The sequence below is a fragment of the Nonomuraea sp. NPDC052116 genome, from assembly GCF_040680035.1.
Taxonomy (GTDB): domain Bacteria; phylum Actinomycetota; class Actinomycetes; order Streptosporangiales; family Streptosporangiaceae; genus Nonomuraea; species Nonomuraea angiospora_A.
This window is the reverse complement of record NZ_JBFAWA010000021.1, coordinates 124,588-149,361: the sequence shown is the minus strand read 5'-3', so window position 1 is coordinate 149,361 and position 24,774 is coordinate 124,588. Positions and strand designations below refer to the sequence as shown.

At 71.7% G+C, this 24,774-nt stretch carries 25 protein-coding genes and 1 pseudogene; 20 read left to right on the top strand and 6 right to left on the bottom strand.

Translation table 11 applies throughout. The annotated features are described in order from the left end of the window. Positions 1 to 236: 236 nt before the first annotated feature. The 6 genes and pseudogenes from AB0L65_RS35540 (at position 237) to AB0L65_RS35515 (ending at position 5,700) form a co-directional block, all read left to right on the top strand. Entirely contained in the window at positions 237 to 1,862 is a 1,626-nt protein-coding gene (locus AB0L65_RS35540; protein ID WP_364254471.1) for a DHA2 family efflux MFS transporter permease subunit, read from the top strand. A 300-nt stretch (positions 1,863 to 2,162) separates the two neighbouring features. After that, complete coding sequence (pip, locus tag AB0L65_RS35535; RefSeq protein WP_364254733.1) at positions 2,163 to 3,116, top strand: prolyl aminopeptidase; 954 nt, start codon at positions 2,163 to 2,165, stop codon at positions 3,114 to 3,116. Between the two features lie 347 nt (positions 3,117 to 3,463). Further along, on the top strand, positions 3,464 to 4,156 hold the full coding sequence (locus AB0L65_RS35530) for a hypothetical protein (protein WP_364254469.1): 693 nt from the start codon (positions 3,464 to 3,466) through the stop codon (positions 4,154 to 4,156). Between the two features lie 102 nt (positions 4,157 to 4,258). Further along, positions 4,259 to 4,420 (top strand): hypothetical protein, encoded by a 162-nt coding sequence (locus tag AB0L65_RS35525; protein ID WP_364254466.1) that lies wholly within the window; start codon positions 4,259 to 4,261, stop codon positions 4,418 to 4,420. Positions 4,421 to 4,521: 101 nt separating this feature from the next. Then, positions 4,522 to 5,011, top strand: a pseudogene (locus AB0L65_RS35520) (transposase); the annotation flags it as partial. Between the two features lie 113 nt (positions 5,012 to 5,124). Beyond that, positions 5,125 to 5,700, top strand: coding sequence for a dihydrofolate reductase family protein (locus AB0L65_RS35515; protein WP_364254463.1), 576 nt, complete (start codon positions 5,125 to 5,127; stop codon positions 5,698 to 5,700). A gap of 152 nt (positions 5,701 to 5,852) precedes the next feature. Here AB0L65_RS35515 and AB0L65_RS35510 read toward each other — a convergent pair whose 3' ends face one another. Further along, positions 5,853 to 6,803: an NADP-dependent oxidoreductase gene (locus tag AB0L65_RS35510; protein WP_364254460.1), complete on the bottom strand. Its 951-nt coding sequence runs from the start codon at positions 6,801 to 6,803 to the stop codon at positions 5,853 to 5,855. Between the two features lie 49 nt (positions 6,804 to 6,852). On the opposite strand from AB0L65_RS35510, the gene AB0L65_RS35505 reads away from it, so the two are divergent. After that, positions 6,853 to 7,467, top strand: coding sequence for a helix-turn-helix domain-containing protein (locus tag AB0L65_RS35505; RefSeq protein WP_364254457.1), 615 nt, complete (start codon positions 6,853 to 6,855; stop codon positions 7,465 to 7,467). Between the two features lie 48 nt (positions 7,468 to 7,515). Here AB0L65_RS35505 and AB0L65_RS35500 read toward each other — a convergent pair whose 3' ends face one another. Next, on the bottom strand, positions 7,516 to 8,289 hold the full coding sequence (locus AB0L65_RS35500) for an IclR family transcriptional regulator (protein ID WP_364254454.1): 774 nt from the start codon (positions 8,287 to 8,289) through the stop codon (positions 7,516 to 7,518). A gap of 126 nt (positions 8,290 to 8,415) precedes the next feature. On the opposite strand from AB0L65_RS35500, the gene AB0L65_RS35495 reads away from it, so the two are divergent. From AB0L65_RS35495 to AB0L65_RS35460, 8 genes are read left to right on the top strand one after another with little or no spacing between them, the layout of a single operon-like run. Continuing rightward, positions 8,416 to 9,390, top strand: coding sequence for an ABC transporter substrate-binding protein (locus AB0L65_RS35495; protein ID WP_364254451.1), 975 nt, complete (start codon positions 8,416 to 8,418; stop codon positions 9,388 to 9,390). Next, positions 9,383 to 10,372, top strand: coding sequence for an ABC transporter substrate-binding protein (locus AB0L65_RS35490; protein WP_364254448.1), 990 nt, complete (start codon positions 9,383 to 9,385; stop codon positions 10,370 to 10,372). The genes AB0L65_RS35495 and AB0L65_RS35490 overlap by 8 nt, the downstream gene beginning before the upstream one ends. Beyond that, the gene (locus tag AB0L65_RS35485) at positions 10,369 to 11,190 is read left to right on the top strand and encodes an ABC transporter permease subunit (protein ID WP_364254445.1); all 822 of its coding nucleotides are present in this window, start codon (positions 10,369 to 10,371) and stop codon (positions 11,188 to 11,190) included. Before AB0L65_RS35490 ends, AB0L65_RS35485 begins: the two co-directional genes overlap by 4 nt. Continuing rightward, the gene (locus tag AB0L65_RS35480; RefSeq protein WP_364254442.1) at positions 11,187 to 11,930 is read left to right on the top strand and encodes an ABC transporter ATP-binding protein; all 744 of its coding nucleotides are present in this window, start codon (positions 11,187 to 11,189) and stop codon (positions 11,928 to 11,930) included. Before AB0L65_RS35485 ends, AB0L65_RS35480 begins: the two co-directional genes overlap by 4 nt. Then, on the top strand, positions 11,927 to 12,067 hold the full coding sequence (locus AB0L65_RS35475; RefSeq protein WP_364254439.1) for a hypothetical protein: 141 nt from the start codon (positions 11,927 to 11,929) through the stop codon (positions 12,065 to 12,067). Before AB0L65_RS35480 ends, AB0L65_RS35475 begins: the two co-directional genes overlap by 4 nt. Before the next feature lie 12 nt (positions 12,068 to 12,079). Continuing rightward, entirely contained in the window at positions 12,080 to 12,898 is an 819-nt protein-coding gene (locus AB0L65_RS35470) for an LLM class flavin-dependent oxidoreductase (protein WP_364254436.1), read from the top strand. Continuing rightward, the gene (locus AB0L65_RS35465; protein WP_364254433.1) at positions 12,888 to 13,988 is read left to right on the top strand and encodes an LLM class flavin-dependent oxidoreductase; all 1,101 of its coding nucleotides are present in this window, start codon (positions 12,888 to 12,890) and stop codon (positions 13,986 to 13,988) included. Before AB0L65_RS35470 ends, AB0L65_RS35465 begins: the two co-directional genes overlap by 11 nt. Continuing rightward, the gene (locus AB0L65_RS35460) at positions 13,985 to 14,866 is read left to right on the top strand and encodes an ABC transporter substrate-binding protein (RefSeq protein WP_364254430.1); all 882 of its coding nucleotides are present in this window, start codon (positions 13,985 to 13,987) and stop codon (positions 14,864 to 14,866) included. The genes AB0L65_RS35465 and AB0L65_RS35460 overlap by 4 nt, the downstream gene beginning before the upstream one ends. A 12-nt stretch (positions 14,867 to 14,878) precedes the next feature. Here the strand turns inward: AB0L65_RS35460 and AB0L65_RS35455 are convergent, their stop codons facing one another. Next, entirely contained in the window at positions 14,879 to 16,093 is a 1,215-nt protein-coding gene (locus tag AB0L65_RS35455) for an NAD(P)-binding domain-containing protein (RefSeq protein ID WP_364254730.1), read from the bottom strand. 43 nt (positions 16,094 to 16,136) lie between these two features. Beyond that, positions 16,137 to 16,685 (bottom strand): OsmC family protein, encoded by a 549-nt coding sequence (locus AB0L65_RS35450; RefSeq protein WP_355196847.1) that lies wholly within the window; start codon positions 16,683 to 16,685, stop codon positions 16,137 to 16,139. Between the two features lie 78 nt (positions 16,686 to 16,763). Between AB0L65_RS35450 and AB0L65_RS35445 the strand changes: the two genes are divergently transcribed. From AB0L65_RS35445 to AB0L65_RS35435, 3 genes are read left to right on the top strand one after another with little or no spacing between them, the layout of a single operon-like run. Then, positions 16,764 to 17,996, top strand: a complete 1,233-nt coding sequence (locus AB0L65_RS35445) for a homoserine O-acetyltransferase (RefSeq protein WP_364254427.1) — start codon at positions 16,764 to 16,766, stop codon at positions 17,994 to 17,996. Continuing rightward, a complete protein-coding gene (locus AB0L65_RS35440; RefSeq protein ID WP_364254424.1) occupies positions 17,993 to 19,330 on the top strand; it encodes an O-acetylhomoserine aminocarboxypropyltransferase/cysteine synthase family protein in 1,338 nt (445 codons plus the stop codon). The genes AB0L65_RS35445 and AB0L65_RS35440 overlap by 4 nt, the downstream gene beginning before the upstream one ends. Then, positions 19,327 to 19,809, top strand: a complete 483-nt coding sequence (locus tag AB0L65_RS35435) for a CoA-binding protein (RefSeq protein WP_364254421.1) — start codon at positions 19,327 to 19,329, stop codon at positions 19,807 to 19,809. Before AB0L65_RS35440 ends, AB0L65_RS35435 begins: the two co-directional genes overlap by 4 nt. 57 nt (positions 19,810 to 19,866) lie before the next feature. Here AB0L65_RS35435 and AB0L65_RS35430 read toward each other — a convergent pair whose 3' ends face one another. Together AB0L65_RS35430 and AB0L65_RS35425 are read right to left on the bottom strand one after the other, a co-directional pair. Next, positions 19,867 to 20,520: a response regulator transcription factor gene (locus tag AB0L65_RS35430; protein WP_364254419.1), complete on the bottom strand. Its 654-nt coding sequence runs from the start codon at positions 20,518 to 20,520 to the stop codon at positions 19,867 to 19,869. Next, a complete protein-coding gene (locus AB0L65_RS35425; RefSeq protein WP_364254416.1) occupies positions 20,495 to 21,625 on the bottom strand; it encodes a histidine kinase in 1,131 nt (376 codons plus the stop codon). Before AB0L65_RS35425 ends, AB0L65_RS35430 begins: the two co-directional genes overlap by 26 nt. Positions 21,626 to 21,792: 167 nt before the next feature. Here AB0L65_RS35425 and AB0L65_RS35420 point away from each other — a divergent pair, with 167 nt between their 5' ends. Then, positions 21,793 to 23,655 (top strand): serine hydrolase domain-containing protein, encoded by a 1,863-nt coding sequence (locus AB0L65_RS35420; RefSeq protein ID WP_364254414.1) that lies wholly within the window; start codon positions 21,793 to 21,795, stop codon positions 23,653 to 23,655. A gap of 205 nt (positions 23,656 to 23,860) precedes the next feature. Beyond that, positions 23,861 to 24,742 carry a helix-turn-helix transcriptional regulator gene (locus AB0L65_RS35415; RefSeq protein WP_364254727.1) on the top strand — a complete coding sequence of 294 codons (882 nt, stop codon included), beginning with the start codon at positions 23,861 to 23,863 and terminating at the stop codon, positions 24,740 to 24,742. Positions 24,743 to 24,774 lie beyond the last annotated feature (32 nt).

Genomic DNA, 24,774 nt, shown 5'->3' with positions numbered 1-24,774 from the left:
CGTTGGGCTTTCCGCCTCGCCAACCAGCTTCACCCGGGTCCCGATGACACGGGGAAGGTGGAAGTCACCCACTACATCCTGGAAAAGGGTGTTCTGTGACGGTGGCGACGCGTGTCAACCCTCCTGCTCATTTGCGACCTTTCGGGCATCCGGCCGGGGTGAGCGCTGTCGGACATCAGCGGCCCTGGTCCGCGTCGCCACTCCAGCAGACGGTTCTCCTCAGGGAGGTCTCCGGAGTGCCGGAATTCAAATCCGCCGGACAACCGGTCACGCAGCGTCCGTGGCTGGTTCTCGCGATCATGTGCATCGGCTTCTTCATGTCGTTGCTCGACGGATCCATCGTGAACGTCGCCATCCCCACACTGATCCACAGCATCGGCGCCACCTACGACCAGGTGCTGTGGATCATCGACGGCTACCTGCTCATCTTCTCGGTGCTGCTGATCACCACGGGGCGGCTCGGGGACATCTTCGGATACCGCCGGGTGTACGTGATCGGCATCGTCGTCTTCACCGTCGCCTCGGCACTGTGCGGGCTGGCCGGCTCGCCATCCCAACTGCTGGCCGCCCGGCTGCTGCAGGGATTGGGCGGGGCGCTGCTGTTCCCGCAGGTCATCTCATCAATTCTGACGATCTTTCCACCGCGACTGCGGGGCCGCGCGTTCGGCCTGTTCGGCGCGATCGTCGGCTTCGCCCCGATCGTCGGCCCGGTCCTCGGCGGCTTCCTGCTGGCCCACCTCGACTGGCGCTGGATCTTCTTCATCAACGTCCCCGTGGGGATCATCGCCGCCGTGCTGGCGCTGACCGTCGCGCCGCCCATGCGCCCGTACCGGCGACACCGCCTCGACCTGGTCGGCGTCGCGCTCGCCACCGCAGGGCTGAGCGGCCTCGTGTTCGGCCTGATCGAGGGAGAACGCTTCGACTGGGGCACCGTCACCGGGCCGATCAGCATCCCCTCGGTCATCGTCGCCGGCGTCGCGCTGCTGGCGGTGTTCGTCGTCTGGCAGCACCGGCAACGCGAGGAGCCCCTGATGCCGCCGGCCCTGTTCGGCGTGCGCAACTTCGCCGTCGGCAACGGGGTCGGGTTCGTCTTCCAGCTCGGCATGATCGGCATCATGTTCGTGGTGGTGCTGTACCTGCAGATGGCGCGCGGGTACTCGGCGCTGGAGACCGGTCTGGTGGTGCTGCCGAACGCCGTGCTCACCGCGGTCGGCTCGGCGTACGCCGGGCGGCTGTCGGACACCTTCGGCGGCAAGTACATCCTGATGACCGGGATGACGCTGCTGGCCGCCGGCCTGCTGGTGCTGGTCGCCATGACCGGACCCGGCAGCAGCGCGTGGAGTCTGCTGCCCGGGTTGACCATCATCGGGCTCGCCGGCGGCGCCACGTTCGCACCACTGCAGCAGGCCACCATGGACGGCGTCGATCCCCGGCTGGCCGGGGCGGCCTCCGGCGTCTCCAGCACCATTCGGCAGATCGGCGGCGTCCTGGGCACCGCCGTGCTGGGCACCCTGCTGTCGGCCCGTCTCTCCTCGACCCTGCGCACCGAGGCCGAGGAACGCGCCGGTCAGCTCCCGGAGCATCTGCGCGCCCGGTTCATCGACAGCAGCACGGCCGCCGCGCACCACTACAGCCCACCCGCGCCGCCCAGCGGCCTGAACCCTGCCACGACCAGCCTGTACGAACGCGTCACCGCCGACACGTTCGCCGCCGGCTTCGTCAACGCCATGCAGACAGCCCTTGTGGCATGCGCCATCACCCTGGTGGCCGCCGCCCTGCTCTGCTTCTTGTTCAGCTCACGCAAGGAGGCGACGACCGAGCCCGCCCAGAACCGGCAGGCCGAAACCGCACCACAGGACTGACCCCGCGATGACAATGGTCGCGGTCCGACGGCCGCGACCGTTGTCGCTCCATCGTCCTCATCGTGTACTTCGCGCAGCGCCGCACCGAGGTCATGGCCCATGGGCGGCTTGCGTGCCATGCGGATGCGCTTCGCCTTGCCCTGGTCGTCGAAGATCCGCCGTCTCGTTCGTACAGCCGACACTCGGCATCGGTCCCGTTCGCGTCACTGCCAGCGAACGGCTGGCCGGGGCCACGAGCAAGGTCTCCTACGGCGCGGTGCGCGATCGCCCGGTTCGGGTGGTCTACTTGATCACATGGCGCTGAAAGAGTTCTACCCACCGATCGAACCGTACGACTCCGGTCTGCTCGACGTCGGAGACGGCAACGAGATCTACTGGGAGATTTGCGGCAACCCGGCCGGCAAGCCCGCCGTCTTCCTGCACGGCGGGCCCGGCGGCGGCATCCTGCCCGCCTTCCGCCGGTTCTTCGACCCGGCCGCGTACCGGATCGTGCTGTTCGACCAGCGCAACTGCGGCGCCAGCCGGCCGAGCGCCGCGGACCCGGGGGTGTCGCTGCGCCACAACACCACCTCGCACCTGGTCGCCGACATGGAGCGGCTCCGCGAGCACCTGTCCGTCGACCGCTGGCTCGTCTTCGGCGGCAGCTGGGGCAGCACCCTCGCCCTCTCGTACGCCCAGGCCCACCCCGACCGTGTCACCGAACTCGTGCTCCGCGGCATCTACCTCGTCCGGCCCTCCGACGAGGACTGGACGTTCACCTCCGTCGGCGCGGCCCGCCTCTTTCCCGCCGAGTGGGCCACGTTCCGCGACGCGATCCCCGCCGACGAACGATACGACCTGATTGCCGCGTACGGCCGCCGCATCGGCGACGCCGACCCTGCCGTCCATCTCCCGGCCGCCCGCGCCTGGATGGACTGGGAGTTCTCGGCCAACACCCTGCTGCCCGTCGACCCGCCGGAGCTCGACGACGACGCGATCCTCCTTTTCGCCCGCATCACCCACCACTACATCAGCAACGGCGGCTTCCTCCCCAAGGAAGGCCTCCTGGCGGGCGTCGACCGCATTCGGCACATCCCCACCGTGATCGTCAACGGCCGCTACGACATGAAGACACCGCCCGACCAGGCATGGGATCTGCACCAGGCCTGGCCCGAGGCCGAGTTCCACCTCGTCGAGGACGCGGGCCACGGCGGCGCCGAACCCGGCACCCGGCACCGCCTGATCGACACCACCGACCGCTTCCGCCAACGTTGACGGTCACGCCGTCCGCCGCGGCCGCGGCGGCCCGGTGGGCGGGCCGAGCGCTCGGCGACTGCCTGGTTGGAACGTCTGGGGTTGTTCGTTCGTCATCCGGAGTGTGACGAGCTCTTCAGATCTCGACGAGCGGCTGCGCGTGGCGGCCGCCCGAACGCACCGTGCCGACCACCTGCGGCGCCAACACGCGGCCACCAAGGAGCAGCTCCAGCAGGCCCACGACACCCTGACCGGCCTGGAGAAGGACCTGTCCAAGGAGGAGGCCGACGTCACCCGCCTGGAAGGCGGGCTGACCGCTTTCCTGGCCCGCCTGGTGAGCCAGCGCGAGGAGCGGCTGGATCGCGAGCGTGCCGAGGCCGCCGCCGCCAGGCAGCGGCTCGACGGCCACCGAGCTCGGCTGGCCCAGATCGAGGCGGACGCGCGGGCGATCGAGGCCGAGCTGGCAGAGCTCGCGACGGCCTCGGAGGTACGAGAAGCTGCTGGCCGAGAAGGAGCGGCAGCTCCTCGCCCGTGGTGATGCCCGCGCCAGTGAGCTGACGGACCTCGGCGCCGCCCTCGACCGTGTCTCGGCGGAGCGGCGGGAGCACACCGAGGCGTACCAGGCCGGGCAGGCTGCACTCCACGCGCTGGCCCAGGTACTCGGCTACCTCGGCTCGGCCAAGGGCGCCTCCACCTGGGACCTCTTGGGCGGCGGCCTGATCGCCGACGCCGTCGAACACAACCGGCTGCGCTCCGCCGACGAGGCCGCCTGGCACGCCCAACGGGCCCTGGACGTCTTCTCCCGCGAACTCGCTGACGTCGGCGTCTCCGCGCGAGCCCGCCTGCCCAAGGTGGACACGCGGTGGTTCGTCGACACGTTCTTCGACAACATCATCACCGATGTGATGAAGCATCAGCGCATCGAGAACACCCGCGCCGAGGTCGAGCGGACAGCCCGATGGGTCCAGGGCGTGGGGACGCACCTGCGGCACCGCGACGCCGAGCTGGCCAACGAACGAGCGCGACTGCTGGTCAGGCGCGAGGAGCTGCTGCGCGGTTGAGGCGTCCGAGCGGCGCCGGGACCGGCTTTGCCGAGCCAGGGTCGCCGAGAGCGAATCCGTACGTTTCACGAGTTTCGCCTACGTCGGGTTCCTTCGGCCACGATGACGCCACGGCCATACGGCGGCTGGGGCCGGCGACGCCAGACCCTGGGCTTCGGCCTCGGCGAGGTCGCCGCGCTGGTGACTCCCGTGGTGTGGCTGGCGGTGGACCATGCGGCGCAGCGGATCGTGGGGCCGGGGTGGACGTCCGGGCCAGCAGAGTGAGGTCGGCGCTGCGCAAGCTCTTCCGCAAGCCGGCCGAAGCCGTGATGGTTCCGCCGCTGACCCGTGAACAGCCGGCCGAGGTAAGGGAGTCGGTGCTGGAGGTAGCCCTGGCCGGCGACGCCTTCGACCGCTGCCGGCAGCGTGTTCGGCAACAAACCTGCGGGCGCACCGGTGACCCGCTCTGCGTACGGCATCCGCCGCGTGCTGCGCACCGGTGTCGAACTGCTCGACAACACCAAAGAACTGACTGCCGTGTTCGCCACCGAGCAGCACGTCGAGGTCGAGGCCACCTGGGCCACCTGGGCCACCTATCAAAGCATCGTCGCCGCCTACCGCAACCCGGATCGAGCCTCCGCGAAGACCGACCTGGCGAAGACCATCACCGTCATCAGCGCGGCGGTGCCCACGGCCCTGACCGAGCTGATCACACTCGGGCGAACGCTCAAACGCCGGGCCGCCGACGTGCCGGCCTACTTCGATCGGGCCGGCACCAGCGACGGACCGGCCGAAGCGATCAACGGCCGCCTCGAACACCTACGCAACCTCGCAAGATCACTACTCGAGGCCGGCGGGTCAGACCACATCAGATGAGCTCGGAAAGTTTTGAAAGAAATCCGGGAGGCGTGTCGGATCGGGGCGGGGGTGTTCGTAGCAGGGGTGAGGTCGCCACAAGGAGCGCGACCAACTTCCCGCAAGGAGACACCATGACTGCCACGTACACCTTCGACATCTTCTCCACGCTCGACGGCTTCGCCAACCACAACGGCGACTGGGGCGGCTACTGGGGCAAGCAGGGCCCCGAATTCCTCGCCTATCGCGCCGCTGCCTACCGCGACCCGCTGCGCATGGTGCTCGGGGCCAAGACCTACTCGTCGAACGCGCCGTTCCTTGACGCAGGCTTCGACCGCAGCCTGTTCGACGGGTGGATCACGCGCATGTTCGACTCGCCGGTCACGGTGCTCTCCAGCCGGCTGACCGAGCCGCTCGAATGGCCGGGCACGACCATCGAGTCCGGCGATCCTGTCGAGGTGGTCACGCGCCTCAAGGCCGAATCCGATGTGCCGCTGCGCTCCCACGGCAGCCTGACGCTCAACCGGGCGCTGCTGAACGCCGGCCTGATCGACACCATCGAGGTGACGGTCTTCCCAGTGATCTCCGGGACGACCGGCGTGGACCGGATCTTCGACGGTGCGGACGACTTCGACCTCGAACTGCTCGAGGCCCGGACCTTCGACGGCCACACGCAGGTGCTGACCTATCGACCGACCCGACACAGTTGACCGGCGACGGGGCGTCGTTGGGCCATGCCGGGATCGTCATCCTCGCCGCGTGCGTGGGGTTTGGCGCTGTGCTCCTGACGTCGACACGTTGGCATCCCCGGCGCCGGCCGTCGGCCACGTTTTCGGTCTACCAAAAAAGCCGGTGGGGCTGGTCAGTTCACCAGCACGATCTTCCCGCGGGCGTGACGGCTCTCGCTCAGCTCGTGTGCGGCGGCGGCCTCGGTGAGCGGGAACGCCGCCGCGACCGGCACCCGCAGCCGGCCCTGTCCGGCGAGCTCGACCGCGATGCCGAGGCCGTGCACCGCCAGCGGGTCGGCGGCTCCAACGGCCGCCGCCGTGTCGCCGGCCGGCACGCCGTGTGACAGGTGCACGCCGAGAGCCGCCGCGGTGAGGTCGGGAGCGATCGTCACCACGCGCGCCGGGTTCCCGGTGATGGCGATCAGGTCGGGCAGTGCCCCTCCTGCGCAGTCGAACACCGCGTCCACCCCGCCCGGCGCCAGCGCGCGAACCCGTTCGACCAGACCCGCCCCGTACGTCGTCGGCTCGGAGCCAAGCGAGCGCAGGAAGTCGTGGTTGTGCTCCCCTGCCGTGCCGATGACGGTGGCGCCACGGGCGACCGCGAGCTGCACGGCGACCGTGCCCACCCCGCCGGCCGCGCCCTGCACCAGCACGGTGTGCCCGGCGCCGACCGCGAGCCGGTCGAGCACCCGGGTGGCCGTCTCGACGCTGCCTGCGGCACCACCGGCCTCCTCCCAGCTCCACGCGGCCGGTTTCGGCGCCCAGGCGACCAGGACCGCGTGATCGGCGTTGGCGCCGCGCGCGGTCGTCGCGGTCATGCCGAACACCTCGTCGCCGACTCCGACACCCGTGACGCCGTCGCCGACCTCGTCCACCACGCCGGCGGCGTCGAACCCGGTCCGGTACGGAAACGTCACGGGCACCACGTCACGCATCTTCCCTGAGCGGATGGACGTCTCCCCCGTCGACAATCCGGACGCCCGCACGGCGACGCGGATCGTCCCCGGCCCGGCATGCGGCTCCTCGACCTCGGCGACGTGCACCACGCCGGCCGGGCCGTACTCGGAAAACTGAACTGCTCTCATGCGCCGTACCGTAACGGAACACCCCGTCCGTTTGACTAAAGTGAGAGCGGTGACGGCCGAAGTGAGTCAGAAGCTGCGCTCGGACGCCCGCGACAACCGCGCGCGCATCCTCGCGGTCGCCCGCGCGACCTTCGCCGCCGAGGGCCTCGACGCGCCGATCCGGGAGATCGCCCGGCGCGCGCAAGTCGGCGCGGCCACCGTCTACCGGCACTTCCCGACCAAGGAAGCGCTGCTCAGCGAGGTCTTCGCCGAGCCGATGGCCATGTGCTCGGCGGTCGTCGAGGAAGGGCTGGCGCAGGCCGATCCGTGGCGTGGGTTCTGTCTGGTGATCGAGAAGCTCATGGAGGTGCACGCGCTCGACCGGGGTCTGTCCGGCGCGTTCACCTCGCAGCTGCCGTACTTCGCCGCGGACCGCGACCGTACGATCCGGCTGCTGCTCCAACTCATCCGGCGCGCGAAGGAGGCGGGCGGTCTGCGGGCGGACTTCGTCCTGGAGGACTTCATCCTGGCAATGATGGCGAACGAGGGCATCCGCGCCGAGTCACCCGAGCAGCGAGCGGCGGCGTCGCGCCGTTTCGCGGCCCTGATGATCCAGTCGTTCCGTGCCGACCCCGTCCGCGCGCCGCTTCCGCCGGCGGTCCGGCTGCTGCCGGCCGTTCGGTAGCGCCTCGGCGCTCGGAGAGTCGCCCCGTGAGACGACGGGCAAACCGCTTCACGAGGAGGTGCGCAAGCGGCGCTCGGCGGGCGGGATCAGCAGCACTTCCAGCGCCCGGGCGCAGGCCCGCGCGTGCGTGACGAACCAGTCGATCCGCGCCTCGCTCATCACCAGCGGCGTGGAGCGCACGGCCAGCGCGTAACGTACGTGGCCCTGCCGGTCGAGGACCGGCACCGCGACCGTGCGGATGCCGTCGCCCGACTCCCCGTCGTTGAGCGCGTGCCCGGCCTCGCGTACGCGGTCCAGCTCGGCGCGCAGCTCGCCGTGGTCCACGATCGTGCGGCCGGTCAGCGCCCGCAGGGGCCCGAGCGCCTCCAGGTCAGCCCTGCCCTCCGGGTCCCAGGCCAGCAGGACCTTGCCCAGCGCCGTGGAGTGCAGCGGGCGGCGCAGGCCGATGCCGCTGTCGGGGTTGAGCGAGCCGCCGCTCAGGATGACCGCGTGCCGGTCGTTGCGGACGGCCAGGTCCACGGTGGCGGAGGTGACGCGGGCCAGCTCGGCCAGTTCGGGCGGGATGCGGTGCAGGCCGCGCCGGTGGAAGGAGAGCTGTCCCAGCTCGGTGACCGACGGCCCGAGCCGGTAGCGGCCCGTGCGCGCCTCCTGTTCGAGGAAGCCCGCGGCGGTCAGCGTCCTGGCCAGGCGGTGCGTGGTCGAGGTGGACAGGCCCATCCTGCGCGAGAGGTCGGACAGGCCGAGCGAGGCGTCCCCGCCGCCGAAGCAGTCGAGCACGCCGATCGCCCTGCGTACGGACTGCACGCCGCCTTCTGCTGCCATGCGGGAAACTCCGTCTTCCGAGTAGGGAGAGCCGTGACCAGGTGGGAGCCGGTCCGGCCGGGAACGCTTCCCGCATCGCGGGATATTCTTTGCATTTCCTACCAATTTACAAGCAAACTCTCTGCCATGACCACCGCCGCACTCGACACCGTCTGGTTCACCCGCTGTCCCGTGCCCACCGCGACGGGCATCGCGGCGGACCGGGGCTGGCTGGCCGGGGAGTTCGCCGCCGACGGGATCGAGGTCCGGTCCCTGCAGGACGACTCGCCTGACGTCCCCCGCGAGACGCACTACACCCACGCCCTGACCGGCCTGTTCCGCGAGGGCGGCAACGTGCCCGCGCTCTGGGCGCGCTCCCGCGGCGAGGCCACCCGGCTCATCGGGCTCACCTGGATCGAGGAGCACCAGGCCGTCCTGGTCCGCGCCGGCACCGCTCTGGAACGCCCCGAGCAGCTCAAGGGCCTGCGCCTGGCCGTCCCCCGGCACCGCATCGCGATCGACTTCTGGCGGGCCATGGCCCTGCGCGGCTTCCACGGAGCCCTGTCGCTGGCCGGGCTCGGCCTCGGCGACGCCGAGCTGGTGGACGTCGCGGCCGAGCCGGGCGGCGGCCAGTGGGAGGCCGAGCTCGCCGCGCTGGCCGCCGGCGAGGTGGACGCGGTCTACGTCAAGGGCGCGCTCGCCGTCGAGGCCGCCCTGCGCCATGGCGCGGAGGTCGGCATCGACCTCGACGCCGTGCCGGACCGGCGGGCGCGGGTGAACAACGGTACCCCGCGGCCGATCACCGTGCACCAGCGCCTGCTCGACGAGCACCCCGACGTGGTCACCCGCTTCCTCGGCGTCCTGCTGCGGGCGGCCGACTGGGCCGCCGATCACCCGGCCGAGGTCGCCAGAATCCTCGGCGCCGAGACCGGCGCGGGCGCGACCGGCGTGGCCGCCGCCTACGTCCCCGGCGCCTCGCTCCACCTGGACCTGTCGCCCGAACGCCTCGACCTGCTGGCCGAGCAGGAGCACTTCCTGCGCCGCCACCACTTCCTCGAATCGCCCGTGGACGTCGCGGCCTGGGCCGACCACACCCCGCTCCAAGGAGTCACCCATGCGTAAGCTGCTGCTCGCCGTCCCTCTCGCCCTCCTGGCCGCGGCCTGTGGCGGCGGCACCGGCGCCACCACCGCCCAGGAGCAGGTGGTCGTCCGGATCGCGGACCCGGGCAACAGCGGCTTCCTGGCCGTCGCGAAGAAGGACGGCAGCCTGGACGCCGCCCTGGCCAAGGTCAACGCCAAGGTCAAGTGGGCCGGTGACTTCTCCGTCTTCGCCCCCGCCGTCCAGGCCATCAACGCCGGCTCGCTCGACATCGCGACCGGCTCGATCACCTCCGGCGTCACCGCGCTGGCCGTCAAGCCCAGCTTCAAGATCTTCGCCACGGTGCCGCCCGACCTCGCCGGCGAGGGGATCGTGGTCAAGAACGGCTCACCGATCAGGTCGGTCGCGGACCTGGCCGGGCGCACCGTGGCCGTCGGGCACGGCGGCACCAGCGAGTACCTGCTGCTCAAGGCGCTGCAGACGTTCAACGTGCCGGTGGACAAGGTCAAGCGCGTCTACCTGCTGCCGCCGCAGACCGCGCCGGTCTTCGGCTCGGGCAAGGTGGACGCCTGGTCGACGTTCTCCACCTTCCTCATCCCCGCCGTCACCGACCTGGACGCGCGGATCCTGGCCGACGGCGAGGCCATCAAGTCGGACAACTACGTGATCTACGTGGCCGCCAACAAGCTGCTCGACGAGCACCCCGAGGTGGTCAAGGCCCTGTTCGAGTTCCTCGAGGAGGGCAGCGCGAAGGAGATCGCCGACCCGGCGGCGTACCTGAACGTCTTCACCCAGGCGGGCCCGCAGGCCGTGCAGGGCAGGCAGAAGGACCTGGTGGTCGACATCCAGAAGAAGGGCAAGCCCGCCCAGGCGGTCACCGCGCCCGAGATCGCGAAATATCAGGAGGTCGCGAAGTTCTTCCTCGACCAGAAGGTGCTCACCGCGCCACTGGACGTCTCCCGGCACGTCGTGGACGTGACGACGCTGGGGAAGGCGAAGCAATGAGCGCCGCAGCGCAGGGGCTCGTCGCCCCGAACCCGCCCCGCGCCGCCGGGCGCGCGCCCGCGCTGACGTTCGCGCTGCGGGCCATCGGCCCCGTCCTGCTGCTGGCGGCCTGGTACGCGGCCACCGCCTCCGGCGCCCTCACCAAGGACGTGCTCGCCGGCCCCCAGGACGTCGTCACGACCTTCGGCGAGCTGTGGGCCGACGGCCAGCTCCCGGAGGCGCTGCGCGTGTCCGTCACCCGGGCCGGCCTCGGCCTGGTGCTGGGCGCCTCCACCGGGCTGCTGCTCGGCGTCGTCTCCGGCTTCACCCGGCTCGGCGAGGAGCTCGTGGACTCCTCGATGCAGGCGCTGCGCGCCATCCCCTTCCTGGCGCTGACCTCGCTGTTCGTCGTCTGGTTCGGGATCGAGGAGGCCTCCAAGATCCTGCTGATCGGCGTGGCCTGCACCTTCCCCATGTACGTCAACGTCTCCAGCGGCGTGCGCAACGTGGACCGCAAGGTCGTCGAGGCGGCGCGCTCGTTCGGCCTGGGCCGGCTCGCGATCGCCCGCGAGGTCGTGCTGCCGGGCGCGCTGCCGTCGGTCTTCGCCGGGCTGCGCCTGGCCACCACGCTCAGCGTGATCGCGCTGATCGCGGCCGAGGAGATCAACGTGACGGCCGGGCTCGGCTACCTCATGGCCCGGGCCACCGACTACCTGCGTACCGACATCCTGGCGCTGTGCGTGCTGCTCTACGCCGTGATCGGGCTGCTGGCCGACCTGGCGCTGCGGCTGGTCGAACGGGGGACGATGCCTTGGCGCAAGGCGGTGAGCATCCGATGAGCAGCCCAGGATCGGCGGGCCTCGCCGTACGGACGAGAGGGCTGCGCAAGGTCTTCGGCGAGCGCGCCGTGCTCGACGGGGTGGACCTGGACGTGCGCCGTGGCGAGTTCCTCGCGCTGCTCGGCGCGAGCGGCACGGGGAAGACCACGCTGCTGCGCATCCTCGCCGGCCTGGACGCCGCCACCGGCGGTACCGTGCTCGTACCCCCGGTGCGCACGGTCGTCTTCCAGGAGCCGCGGCTCATCCCCTCCAAGCGCGCGCTCGCGAACGTGATCATCGGGCAGGGCCGCTCCGCCCGCGCCAAGGGGCTCGAAGCCCTGGCGGAGGTGGGCCTGAGCCGGCACGCCGACGCCTGGCCCGCGACGCTGTCCGGCGGCGAGGCCCAGCGGGTGGCGCTGGCCAGGGCCCTGGTACGCGAGCCGGAGCTGCTCCTGCTGGACGAGCCGTTCGCCGCGCTCGACGCGCTCACCCGGCTGCACATGCAGGACCTGATCGCCGAGTTGTGCGCCCGGCACCGCCCGGCCGTGGTGCTGGTCACGCACGACGTCGAGGAGGCGATCCTGCTCGCCGACCGGATCGCGGTGCTGCGCGAGGGCCGGTTCGTCACGGACCTGCGGGTGGGCATCGACCGTCCGCGCGACAGGACGGACCCCGTCTTCGTCGAGCTGCGCCGCCGCCTCCTCGCCGACCTCGGCGTCGACACCCACGCGGGCACGCCGCGCGAGGAGGTGGCACGGTGACCCCGCCGACCGCGTGGATCGACGAGAACGCGCCCGTGCTGACCGGGCTCGCGGACCGCATCTGGGCCTACGCCGAGCCGTCGCTGCGCGAGTGGCGCGCCCGATCAGGACGCCGCCCGTTTCCGCCGAACTCCTAGGAAAGATCTGACATGACCGTCCTGCCCATCTCCCGCCACGGCACGACCCGCCCCGTGACATCCCGCTTCCATGTCGTCCTCCCCACCAGGAGCGCCGCCGCGCCGGAGTTGCCCGCGTTCGTCACCGACGTGCGGCCCGGCCTGACCGATCCGGCCGGACGGACCGCCATGGCCGCGGACCTGGCGGGGCTGGCGGGGGCGCTGGTGCCGTTCGATCCCGGCGGGCAGGAGTCCCTGACCGTCGCCGCGAACGTCCTGCGCCGTACCCGGCACCTGCGCGTGGTCGCCGGGTTCCACGCCGCGGCCGCCACCCCCGTCTACGCCGCCAAGCTCGCGGCCTCGCTGCAGCGCTTCGCCGCCGGCCGGCTGGGCTGGCGGCTCACGGTGGACCTGGACCCGGCTACGGCCAGGGCGCAGGGAGACTTCCTGACCGGCCCCGACCGCCACGCCCGCGCCGGCGAGTTCCTGACCGTCGCCAAGGGCGTCTGGCAGGGCGGGCCGTTCGACTTCCGGGGCGACTTCTACGAGGTCGCCGCGGGCGGCTTCGGCCCGCCGCTGTCGGCGCCGCCCTTCCCCGAGGTGCAGCTCTCCGGCACCTCCCCCGAGGCCCTCGCGCTGTCGCGGCGGCACGCGGACGTGCACGTCTTCGCCGAGGGCGACGACCTGGACGCCCTCGTCCCCGAGCTGCCGGGCCTGCGCCACGCCGTCCACCTGTCCTCGCTCGACCACGTGGAGGAGTACGCCCGCCGCGGCGTGAGCGAGTTCTTCGTCCCCGCCGAGGACGTCTACCACCTCGGTGAGCACCTCAAGGAGCAGGCTCTTGCCGGTTGACATCTACTGGCGCATCCACATGGAGGGCGATCAGCCGTCGCTGCGCCGCAGGGTCCGCAGCCGCGGCGGCTTCGCCCCGGACGGCACCGCCCCCGGCACCCGGGACGGCCGCGACGACGGCTACACCCACGTCGACTACATGGCCGAGGTCGCGCGGGCGGCCGAGGAGTCCGGCTTCGTCGGAGGGCTGCTGCCGAACTTCCCGCACACCGACGACCCGTGGGCCGCCGCCGCGACGCTGGCCCGCGAGACCACCTCCTACCGCTTCATGGTGGCCTTCCAGCCCGGGTTCCTGCACCCGGTGCAGGCGGCCCGGATGACCGCCACGCTGCAGCGGGCGACCGGCGGCCGGATCGTCTACAACGTCATCTCCGGCGGCGGCGGTCCCGCCCAGCTCTGGTGGGGCGACAAGGTGGACCACGACGACCGCTACGCGCGCACTTCGGAGTTCCTGGACGTGCTCAAGGGCGTCTGGCAGGGCGGGCACACCCATCATGGCCGCTTCTACCAGGTGGAGGACGCGGGCCTGCCGGAGGAGCTGGCCGGGCAGCCGTTCCCGGAGATCTTCTTCTCCGGCTCCTCCCCCGCCGCGATCGACGCCGCCGGCCGGCACGCCGACTACTACCTGTCCTGGCTGGAGCCGTTCGACGCGCTGGCGGAGAAGTTCGACGCCGTACGCGCGCACAGCGCCACGCCGCCCCGCTTCGCCGTGCGCGTGGACGTGCTGGCCCGGGAAAGCGAGGAGGAGGCGTGGGAGGAGATCCGGCAGGGCTGGGCGGCCAGGCCTGGCGGCGACGACTCCGGCGGGGGCGACTCGGTCGGCGTGCGGCGCAGCCGCTCCTTCCTCGCCGGGGCCGGTGACGACCCCCGCGCCCTGGAGGTCGCCCCGAACGTGTGGGGCGGGTTCGGCCAGTTGCGCGACGGCCCCGCCTTCGGCCTGGTCGGCGACTACCACCAGGTCGCCGAACGCCTCGACCAGCTCCTGGACCTCGGCGTGGACGCCTTCATCCTGGCCGGAATCCCCCATCTCGAAGAGGCCCGCCGCGTGGGCCGCCAGGTACTGCCGCTACTGAAAGGACGCACCTCATGACCACCCGCGCCGGCTTCTTCCCGCAGAACAACACCTTGTGGGTGGCCCGCCACCGCGACCTGCTGCCCGGCGTGGAATGGGTGGACCTGAACGCACTGGGCCGGGGCGCCCCGGTCGATCCCACCAGGGCGCTCCCGTCCGCCCACGGCGACCATCTGTTCGACGGCGGGTACGACTTCATCGGCACCGGCTCCACTCCCCCGGTCACCGCCCAGGCCAAGGGGCACGACATCGTGTACGTGGCGATCTCGGAGTCGCGGGTCGAGAACGGCCGCCTGGTGGTGCGGGACGACTCGCCGATCGGCTCCGTGGCCGAGCTGAAGGGCAGGCGGGTGGCGCTCGGGCACGGCTCGTGGCAGACCACGCTCCTGCTGCTGGCCCTGGAGCGCGCCGGGCTCGGCTGGGGCGACATCGTGCCCGTGGACGCCTACGGCGACGCCGCCGAACTCCTGGTGAACGGCGTCGTGGACGCCTGGGTGGGCTCCTACCCGTACCTGACGCCGGTCGAGTCGCGCACCAGGACGCTCGTGGAGACCGACGGCCTGTTCAGCCACCGCTCGCTCTGGTTCACCCGCCGCGACTTCGCGCGCGACCGGCCCGACGAGCTGGCCAGGATCGTCACCGCGCTCCAGGAGGCCGACCGCTGGACCGCCGGGCATCCGCGCGAGGCGGCCGCCCTGTTCGACGGCGACCTCGACGCCTGGGAGCACGCGCTGCGCACCCGTCCCTGGGGGCTGCACCCGGTCAGCGAGGAGTTCGTCGCCGAGCAGCAGCACGCCGCCGACCTCTTCCACGCCAACGGGCTGGTCCAGAAGAAGATCTCGGTCGCGGACGCCGTACTTCCCGAGATCGGCGAACTGGTGCTGCGGACCCGCTGAGCCGTCCGGGGATCACCGTCGTACGGCCAGATACCGCGCGAGGTGGTCGATCACCTCGCGCGCGTCGTCCTCGATGCCGTGGATGAACGTGGACCTGCGCCGCCGCAGCACGGGCAGCCCCAGCGCGTACAGTCCCGGGCTGCCGACGACACCGCCGTCGTGGCGCAGCCGGCCCTTCTCGTCGAGCACGGGCACGTCGAGCCAGTCGTAATCGGGCCGGAAACCCGTCGCCCACACGATCGTGCGGATCTCGCCGCTCCGCAGGTCGAGCCGCAGGCGCGCCGGCTCGGGCACCCGGGTCGGCGCGAAGCGCTCGGGCGGGCCGGCCTCGGCGTCGCGGCCGCACGTACGCGCCCACTCGTCGAACGTGCCCAGCAGGCGCTCCATCTTGAGGTCCGCGAGCGAGAACACGTTGCGCAGCCCGCCGGAGAACAGCGCGCATCCGTCGCGCACGGCCGCCCAGCGGCCGACCAGCTCGACACCCATCGAGGTGAGCGCGTTGAGATCGAGCGTCCCGCGTTCGGGAGTGCCGACGAGCTGGGGCGAGGGCAGCCGCCGGGCCCGCGCGAGGTCGTCGACCTCGTCGTATCGCTGGTCCCACACGCCGGAGGCGTCCATCCACCACAGCACGTCGCGTCCGCGGTAGGTGCGGGGCAGCCGCACGTGCTCCCCCACCGAGAGCGTCACCGGCCGGCCGGACCCGCGCAGCTCGGCGGCCAGCTGCACGCCGGTCGCCGACGCTCCCACCACGAGCACCCCGCCGTCGGGCAGCCGATCGGGGGCACGGTAGTCGAACGGCGTCAGCTGCTCGACGGACGACGGAACCGCGTCGCTGAAGATCGGCACCGCCGGCCGGTTGCAGGCTCCGCTGGCGATGACCACCGTCCGGCAGCGGATCTCGCCGCGGCTCGTGGTCACGTGGTATCCGTCGCCGCCACGCCGGACGGACGTGACGTTCGTGCCGGTCCGGACGGGAGCCCGGGAGAACGCGGCGAAGCGCTCGATGAACTGCGTCACCTCCTTCGTGGTCATGTAGCCGTCGGGCTCCGGGCCTTCGTAGCGAAGGCCCGGCAGGCGGCTCTGCCAGTTGGGGGTGAGCAGCCGGAAGGAGTCCCAGCGTTCGCGCCGCCAGGAGTTGGCCACCTCGCCGCGCTCGATCACGAGGTGATCGAGCGACCGTTCGCGCAGGAAGTGGCTCGCGGCGAGACCGGCGTGGCCCGCGCCGATGACGACCGTGGTGACATGCTCGATGGCTCGGCCTTTCAGGCTTTCAGGCGACGTCGACGGTGACGTTCGTCGGGTTGGTGAGGGCGTCGAACACGGCCGACCGCTTCTGGGACTGGGCCACCAGCGCCTCGATCTCCTGCTTGGAGGCGTCCGCGTCGATGGTGAACGTCACCTTGATGTCGTTGAAGCCGTTGCGGACGTCGGCGTCGACGCCGAGGATGCCGCGGATGTCGTGCTCGCCTTCCAGCGTCGCCTCGACCGAGCGCAGCTGGATGCCGCGGTTCTGCGCGACGGACGCCACGCCGGCCGTCAGGCAGCTCGCCAGGCCGACGAGGAGGTACTCGATCGGCGTGATGCCGTTGTCCTCGGCCGCGAAGACCTCGGGGTGGTCGGCGTCGAACACCGCTTCGGTCCGGTGGCTCTGCTCCTGCCCGAGCCCGAAGAACTCCTTGACCGTGGTGGTGCTGTGGACGCCGTTCTGCCACCTGGAGGATGCCCGCCAGACGAACTGCGCGGCCTCGGGCGCGCCCTTCAGCGCCTCGCGCGCGTCCAGCAGCGCCTGCACGTTCACGCCATTGGCGACCGTGGTCATGTCCCGCCCCTTCCGGATCTTCCCGCATTCCCGGTAGGTATTTGACCATACACGCGCCGTGGCGGCTACCATAGCCCTATGTCGCAGCCAGCCCCGGCGCTCGCGGCCGGCACGATCGGCACGGTCGGCACCGTGGAAACCCGGTACCTCGACCTGCCGGAGCCGCTGCACCTCGACTGCGGCCGGGAGCTGCACCCGGTCCGCGTGGCCTACGAGACCTACGGCGCCCTCTCCCCCCGGCGCGACAACGTCGTCCTGGTGTGTCACGCGCTCAGCGGCGACGCCCATGCCGCGGGCCTGGCGAAGGCGCCGTCCGGCCAGAGCACGCGCGACGGTTTCGGGGCCGAGGACCGCGACGGTGCGGGCGGCAAGGGGCTCGGCTGGTGGGACGGGATGATCGGCCCCGGCAAGGCGTTCGACACCGACCGGTTCTTGGTCATCTGCACGAACCTGCTCGGCGGCTGCCGCGGGACGACGGGTCCCTCGTCGATCGACCCGGCGACGGGCAGGCCGTACGGGCCGGACTTCCCCGTGGTCACGGTCGCGGACATGGTGCGCACGCAGCGGGCGTTCCTCGACGTCCTGGGCATCGAACGGCTCGCGGCGGTGGCCGGGGGCTCGCTCGGCGGGATGCAGGCGCTGCAGTGGGCGGTCCTGTTCCCCGGCCAGGTCGACGCGGTCGTGGCCATCGCCAGCACGCACGCCCTCCACCCGCAGGGGGTGGCCTGGAACGCGATCGCGCGTGACTCGATCATGCGCGATCCGGCCTGGCAGGGCGGCCACTACTACGGCACGGGCCGCGCGCCCCATGCGGGCATGGGGGTGGCGCGGATGGTCGGCCACATCACGTACCTGTCCGCACCCGCGCTGAGCGAGAAGTTCGGCAGGCGGCTGCAGTCCGCCGACGCGCTGCGCTACACGCTCACCGAGCCGGAGTTCGAGGTGGAGAGCTACCTGCGCCACCAGGCCGACTCGTTCGTCAAGCGCTTCGACGCCAACACCTACCTCTACACCTCGCGCGCGCTGACGTATTTCGATCTCGCGCGGCAGCATGGCGGCGGATCCCTCTCGCAGGCGCTCGAAGACGTTCGCGCCCGGACGCTGCTCATCGCCTTCAGCTCCGACTGGCTGTACCCGCCGTCGGCGTCGGAGGAGATCGAGCAGGCGCTGCGCGCCCTCGGCAAACCGGTCGAGTTCGAGGTGATCGAGGCGCCGTACGGCCACGACTGCTTCCTGCTCGAGGAGGCGCGGCAGACGCCCATCATCAGCCGGTTCCTGGCCGGGGCGACGTCGAGGAAGGGGTCTTCGTGACCGATCAGTTCCCCCGTGCCGAGCAGGCCCGCGCGTTCGGGTTCGAGACCCGGCAACTGCACGCCGGGCAGCGGCCCGACCCGAACACGGGCGCCCGCGCGGTGCCGATCTTCCAGACGACCAGCTACGTCTTCGAAGACCCCGAGTCCGCGGCGGCGTACTTCAACCTGCAGGAGTACGGGAACACGTACTCGCGCATCATGAACCCGACCGTCGCGGTGTTCGAGGAGCGGGTGGCGAACCTCGAGGGCGGCAGCGGCGCGGTGGCCTTCGCCAGCGGGATCGCCGCGCAGGCGGCCGCGCTGTTCACGCTGCTGCAGCCGGGCGACCACGTCGTCTCCTCCTCCGCTCTGTACGGCGGGACGGTGAACCAGCTCAAGCACCTGCTGCGCAAGATGGGCGTGGAGCTGACATGGGTCGATCCCGACGATCCGGACGCCTGGCGCCAGGCGGCACGGGCGAACACGAAGGCGTTCTTCGGCGAGACGATCGGCAATCCCGCCGGTAACGTGCTGGACATCGAGACCGTGGCGGCCATCGCCCACGAGCACGAGCTGCCGCTGATCGTGGACAACACGTTCGCGACGCCGTACCTGTGCCGCCCGATCGAGTGGGGCGCCGACATCGTGCTCCACTCGGCGACCAAGTTCATCGGCGGCCACGGCACGAGCATCGGCGGCGTCGTGGTCGAGGCCGGCACGTTCAACTGGTCCAACGGACGGTTCCCGGTGGTCGCGGATCCGTCGCCCGCCTACCACGGCCTGCGATTCCACGAGACCTTCGGGACGTACGGCTACCTGATGAAACTGCGGGCCGAAACCCTGCGCGACCTCGGCGCGGCGCTCTCGCCGTTCAACGCCTTCCTGTTCCTGCAGGGGCTGGAGACGCTGTCGCTGCGCATGGACCGCCACATCGACAACGCGCGGGCCGTCGCGGCCTTCCTCCAGACGCACGACCTGGCCTCCAACGTGACCTACCCCGGCCTGCCGGAGAGCAGGTACCGGCCGCTGGTGGAGAAGTACCTCCCGCGCGGCGCCGGCGCCGTCTTCTCCTTCGACTGCGCCGGCGGCCGGACCGGCGGGCAGAGTCTCATCGGCGGCCTGACGCTCTGGTCCCACCTGGCGAACGTCGGCGACGCCAAGAGCCTGATCATCCACCCCGCCAGCACGACGCACCGCCAGCTCGCCGACGACGAACTGCGGGCGGCCGGGGTCGGGCCGGGGACGGTGCGGCTGTCGGTCGGCACCGAGTCCGTCGAGGACCTGATCTGGGACCTGGAGCAGGGTTTCGCCCGCGTCGCCGGGACGAACGGAAAGAAGGTGGAGACGCCATGACCGATCTCGGGCGATACCAGGACCCGCTGACGATCCAGCGCGTACTGCACTCCACCAGGACGATCGCGATCGTGGGCCTGTCGGGCAACGAGCTGCGAGCCAGCTACTTCGTCGGCTACTACCTCAGGCGGCACGGCTACCGGGTGATCCCCGTGAACCCCCGCGAGACGGAGATCCTCGGGGAGACCAGCTACCCGAGCCTGCTCGACGTGCCCGTACCGGTGGACCTCGTGAACGTCTTCCGCGCGCCGGACGCGCTGCCCGCCATCGCGCGGGAGACGGTGGCGATACACGCCGCCGCCCTGTGGTGCCAGTTCGGCGTGATCAACGAGGAGGGCGCGCGGATCGCCGGGGACGGCGGCGCGACCGTGATCATGGACCGCTGTCTCAAGGTCGAGCACGCGCGGTATGTGGGCCGGATGCACTGGCTCGGCTTCAACACCCAGCGCATCACCTCCGTCCGCGCCGGGCTCCAGTAGCCACCCCTCGGCCCGCGAGGCGCGGCCGTGCCGCCCGCTCGACGCGTGCGGAGACGCTCAGTCCACCAGGCCGGCGCGGTAGGCGGCGATGGCCACCTGGACCCGGTTGGTGACGGCGAGCTTGTCGAACAAGTGGGAGATGTGGCTTTTGACCGTTGCCTCGCTCATGTGCAGGCCGGTCGCGATCTCGGCGTTGGAGCGGCCGAGCCCCACCTCGGTGAGCACCTCACGCTCGCGGCCGGTGAGGGTTTCCAGCCGGGCGAGCGCGTCACGGCGGCGCCGGGCGGGCGCGTCGGTGGTGACCCGGTGGATCAGCCGCCGCGTCACCTGCGGGGACAGCATCGCGTCACCGCCGTGCGCCAGGCGTACGGCACGGATCAGGTCGTGCGGCGAGGTGTCCTTGAGGAGGAAGCCGCAGGCCCCGGCCTCCAGAGCGGTGAAGACGTGCTCGTCGCTGTCGAACGTGGTCAGGATCACGACCGCGGGCGGACGGACGCGCCGGCGGATGGCCTCGGTGGCGGCCAGGCCGTCGGTCCGCGGCATCCTGATGTCCATCAGGATGACGTCCGGTCCCAGGCGGTGGACGGCGTCGATCGCCTCGTCCCCGTCCGCGGCCTCCCCCACGATCTCCACGTCAGGTGCGGATTCGAGGATGAACCGCAGCCCGGCGCGGATCAGCGACTCGTCATCCACCAGCAGCGTTCTGATCATGTGTGTCCCCCGGCAACCGGCCCTCGAGACGCCAGCCTCCCGCATCGTCGGGCGCGCCGCGTACCGTTCCGCCGATCAGCCGGAAACGTTCTGCCAGGCCCACGAGACCGGCGCCAGGGGTGCCCGCGGCGGGGTGAAGCGAGCGCTCGTTGGTGACCGTGATGGTGATGCCGTCCCGCGGGCTCCCCGTCACCGAGACGGTGACGGGTGCGCCGAAGGCGTGCTTGTGCGCGTTGGTCAGCCCTTCCTGCACGAGCCGATAGGCGGCCCGGGCCGTGGCCACCGGCAACGTGTCGAGGTCGCCGTGCAGCATGACGGTGTTGCCGGCCGCCGCCCAGGACTCCACCAATCGCCGCAGGTCAGGAAATATGTTGTCATGTCCGGCCCGCAGCACGCCCACGATCTTCCGCAGCTCTTCGAGGGCCTCCTGCGCGGTGCCCCGGATCAGCGCCGCCTCCCGCTCGATCCGTGCCGGTACCGCGCCGGGATTGACCTCCAGGCCGCCGGCGTGCAGCGAGATGAGGGTGACCTTGTGCGCGAGCACGTCGTGCATCTCCCGGGCGATCCGGCCGCGTTCGGCGGCCCTGGCCTGCTCGTCGCGCAGGCGCTGTTCGGCCTCGGCGCGCTCCGCGCGTTCGCGCAGTGATCGGGTGAGCTCGCGGCGGGTGGCGACGTACCCGCCCGTCACCAGCACGGCGGCGGTGGCGGCCAGCGCGGGGACCAGCGCGTCCGTGCCGAGCCGGCCGTCGTCGACCCACTGCTGCGCCACGAACCCCGCCACGCCGATCACCGCCAGCGCCGCGAACCGCGCGCCCAGCCGCGCTCCCGCACCGGAGAACAGGCCGATCAGCAGCGGCCCGGGGTTGCCCGACAGCGCGTACGCGCCCGCCCCGACGGCGGCGACCGCGGTCGGCCACCGATCGCGGAACCACACCGCGCCCGTGGCGACCAGCCCGGCGGCGGCGATGACCACGCGCGGCAGCGGCGCCCACGGCGTCTTGACCGCCAGGACCGTCAGGAACAGGCAGACCGTCACGGAGGCCACGCTGATCGCGTGCGGGCCCGGCGTGCGGACCCGCCGCAGCGCCTCCCGGTACGTCACCATCGGCCCAGCGTAGCCAGGGCGGCGGCGCGTCACCTCCTCCGAGCGTCGATGCCGGCCGCCCGGAAATCTCCGACTTTAGTGTGATGCGGCGATGGCCGTGATGGCGATGCGGCCGTGCCCGCGCAGGCACCAGCGTTGATGACACCGACAACGTCAGGAGTCACGCCGTGCGCCCAGTCCCCCTCCTCCGCCTGCTGATCGTCGCCGCCCTGTCCCTGGCGGCCCTCTGGCCCCCCGCCACCGCGGCGGCCTCGGCGCGTATTCCGGACACCCGTGAGCTGGCGGACTTCTTCGACGCCGCGATGGCCAAAGGGCTGCGGGCCGACCACGTGCCGGGCGCGGTGGTCTCGGTGGTCGGCGGCGGGAAGATCCTCTTCAGCAAGGGGTATGGCCTGGCCGACCGCGAGAACGGGACGCCGTTCGACCCCGGCACCTCCTTGGTGCGGATCGCCTCGATCACCAAGCTGTTCACCTGGACCGCGGTGATGCAACAGGTGCAGCGGGGCAGACTGGACCTGCACGCGGACGTGAACCGCTACCTCACCGCCTTCCGCATCCCCGCGACGTACCCTCAGCCGATCACGCTCGCGCACGTGATGGACCACACCGCCGGGTTCGAGGACAGCACCATCGGCGTGGGCGCGCGCAGCAAGGCCGACGTGCCGCCTCTGGGCACGTATCTCGCCGAGCACGTGCCGGCGCGGGTGCGCCCGCCCGGGCAGGTGTCGGCCTACTCGAACTACGGCGCGGCGCTGGCCGGACACATCGTGGCGCAGGTGAGCGGGCAGCCCTACGACCAGTACGTGAAGGACCACATCCTGGACCCGCTCGGCATGCGGCACAGCACGGCCTCCGAGCCGGTCCCCGCCCCCTTGGCCGCCGGCCAGGCACGCAGCTACGACTACGCGGACGGGACGTACCAGCGCAAACCCTTCGTCTTCGACAACCTCGCGCCCGACGGATCGATCAGCGCCACCGCGGACGACATGGCCCGCTTCATGATCGCCCATCTGGAGGACGGGCCCCTCCTCGACGGGCCCACCGCCCGTCTCATGCACCGGCGGTCCTTCGCCGCCGACCCCCGCATCGACGGGTACGCCCACGGGTTCAAGGAGCAGACCCTCAACGGGCATCGCGTGATCATGCACGACGGCAGCTGGGAAGGCTTCCAGAGCGCGCTGCTGCTGGTGCCCGACGCCGATATCGGCCTGTTCGTCTCCACCAACAGCGTGGGCGGCATCGACGCCGTCACCGAGTTCCTGCCCGCCTTCTTCGACCGCTTCCTGCCCGGCGAGCGCGCCACGCCCGCCGCCCCTCCTGGCAGGTCGGCCACGCCCGTGGCGGGCTTCTACAGACCGGCCCGCACGGTCGAGTCGACCATCGAGAAGGTGCTCACCCTCACCACCTCCTCCCGGCTGCGGGTCGAGGCCGGCGGGAAACTCGCCTTCAAGGGCATGACGTGGAGCCCGCTGGCCGCGGGCCTCTACCAGCAGGACGGCGGCTCCCAGCGGCTGGCGTTCGTCACGGACGGCGCCGGCGACACGTACGCGGCCACCGACGGGCCCGCCTACGAGCTCATCCCCTGGTGGGAGACCCCTCCGGCCAACGTCATCGTCGTCCTGGCGTTCGCCGTCACCGCCCTGACGGCCGTGCTCGGCCTGCCACTGGCCGCCGCGGTCCGGCGGCTGCGCAGGCGTCCCTCTGAAACGCCGCGCGCCTGGCGTGCCGGCCGCGTGCTCGCGGGCCTGGGCGGCGCCGTCGGGCTGGTGTTCGTCGTCCTGTTCACGCTGACGCTGATCGGGGACACGAGCATCCTGTACGGCGTGCCTGCCTCCCTGCGGGTTCTGCTGCTCCTTCCCCCGCTGTTCCTGGCCCTCACCATCGCCGCGATCACCACCACCGTGATCGGCTGGAGACACCGGCGCCTCGGCGTCCTGGCCCGCGGTCACCAGGTGACCCTGCTGGCCGGAATGCTGGCCCTCGTCTGGTTCTGCCTGCACTGGAACCTGCTCGGCTGGCAGTTCGGCTGACCCCCGGCCGGAGGCGGCTCCGGCGTCGGGCGTGCCGCGGAAGATTGTTCTGCGGCGCCGTCGGCGCGGATGGATCGCATGCTGCCCCTCTTGTGCGGATCGGATGCCGCCGGATCCGCGCAGCCGAGGGAGTGACCGTCGTTCGGGGTACTGGCGTTACCTCCTTCACGCCCGTCACCTTGCCTACCCTGGGGTTATGGGCCAGATCGAGCACCGCGCCGAAGTCCGCGAATTCCTCAGCACGCGGCGCGCACGCATCACGCCCGAGCAAGCGGGACTGCCCGCCTACGGCGGCAACCGCCGCGTCCAGGGACTGCGGCGGGAGGAGGTCGCGATGCTCGCCGGCGTCTCCATCGACTATTACGTCCGCATGGAGCGCGGCAACCTGTCCGGCGCCTCCGACAACGTGCTGGACGCCCTGGCCCGCGCCCTGCAACTGGACGAGGCCGAGCGGGAGCACCTGTTCGCGCTGGCCCGGGCGGCCGGGCCGGGCCAGCGCCAGCGGCGCACGCCGCCCGCCACGGTACGGCCCGCCATCCAGCAGGTGCTCGACGCCATCACGGACGCGCCGGCCTGGATACGCAACGGCCGCCACGACATCGTCGCCATGAACCGCCTGGCCCGCGCCCTGTACTCCCCCGTCCTGGCCGACCCGCGCCGCCCGGCGAACACCACCCGCTTCCTCTACCTGGATCCGGCCGCGCGGGAGTTCTTCGTCGACTGGGACCGGATCGCCAACGACGCCGCCGCCATGCTCCGGCTGGAGGCGGGCCGCGCTCCGCACGACCGGGCGCTGATCGAGCTGATCGGCGAGCTGTCGACGCGGAGCGAGGTCTTCCGGCAGCGCTGGGCCTCCCACGACGTGCAGTTCCACCGCAGCGGCCGCAAGCGGCTGCGTCACCCGGTGGTCGGCCGGCTCGACCTGGACTTCGAATCGATGGAGCTGCCGTCGGAGCCGGGCCTGACCCTCAACGTCTACACCGCCGCCCCCGGCAGTCCCGGCGCCGACGGGCTCAGGATGCTCGCCAGCTGGGCCGCCACCCAGGACCTCGCCGAGGCGCAGCCGACGGCCGCCGACCAGCGCTGACCGGCGCTGACCGGCGCTGACCCCATGGGGGG

Bases quoted from the DNA above. Each gene is read 5' to 3' on its own strand.
- AB0L65_RS35525 (WP_364254466.1), top strand. From the start codon at position 4,259: ATGACGCCACGGCCATACGGCGGCTGGGGCCGGCGACGCCAGACCCTG.
- AB0L65_RS35515 (WP_364254463.1), top strand. From the start codon at position 5,125: ATGACTGCCACGTACACCTTCGACATCTTCTCCACGCTCGACGGCTTC.
- AB0L65_RS35510 (WP_364254460.1), bottom strand. From the start codon at position 6,803: ATGAGAGCAGTTCAGTTTTCCGAGTACGGCCCGGCCGGCGTGGTGCAC.
- AB0L65_RS35500 (WP_364254454.1), bottom strand. From the start codon at position 8,289: ATGGCAGCAGAAGGCGGCGTGCAGTCCGTACGCAGGGCGATCGGCGTG.
- AB0L65_RS35495 (WP_364254451.1), top strand. From the start codon at position 8,416: ATGACCACCGCCGCACTCGACACCGTCTGGTTCACCCGCTGTCCCGTG.
- AB0L65_RS35490 (WP_364254448.1), top strand. From the start codon at position 9,383: ATGCGTAAGCTGCTGCTCGCCGTCCCTCTCGCCCTCCTGGCCGCGGCC.
- AB0L65_RS35485 (WP_364254445.1), top strand. From the start codon at position 10,369: ATGAGCGCCGCAGCGCAGGGGCTCGTCGCCCCGAACCCGCCCCGCGCC.
- AB0L65_RS35480 (WP_364254442.1), top strand. From the start codon at position 11,187: ATGAGCAGCCCAGGATCGGCGGGCCTCGCCGTACGGACGAGAGGGCTG.
- AB0L65_RS35470 (WP_364254436.1), top strand. From the start codon at position 12,080: ATGACCGTCCTGCCCATCTCCCGCCACGGCACGACCCGCCCCGTGACA.
- AB0L65_RS35460 (WP_364254430.1), top strand. From the start codon at position 13,985: ATGACCACCCGCGCCGGCTTCTTCCCGCAGAACAACACCTTGTGGGTG.
- AB0L65_RS35450 (WP_355196847.1), bottom strand. From the start codon at position 16,685: ATGACCACGGTCGCCAATGGCGTGAACGTGCAGGCGCTGCTGGACGCG.
- AB0L65_RS35445 (WP_364254427.1), top strand. From the start codon at position 16,764: ATGTCGCAGCCAGCCCCGGCGCTCGCGGCCGGCACGATCGGCACGGTC.
- AB0L65_RS35435 (WP_364254421.1), top strand. From the start codon at position 19,327: ATGACCGATCTCGGGCGATACCAGGACCCGCTGACGATCCAGCGCGTA.
- AB0L65_RS35430 (WP_364254419.1), bottom strand. From the start codon at position 20,520: ATGATCAGAACGCTGCTGGTGGATGACGAGTCGCTGATCCGCGCCGGG.
- AB0L65_RS35425 (WP_364254416.1), bottom strand. From the start codon at position 21,625: ATGGTGACGTACCGGGAGGCGCTGCGGCGGGTCCGCACGCCGGGCCCG.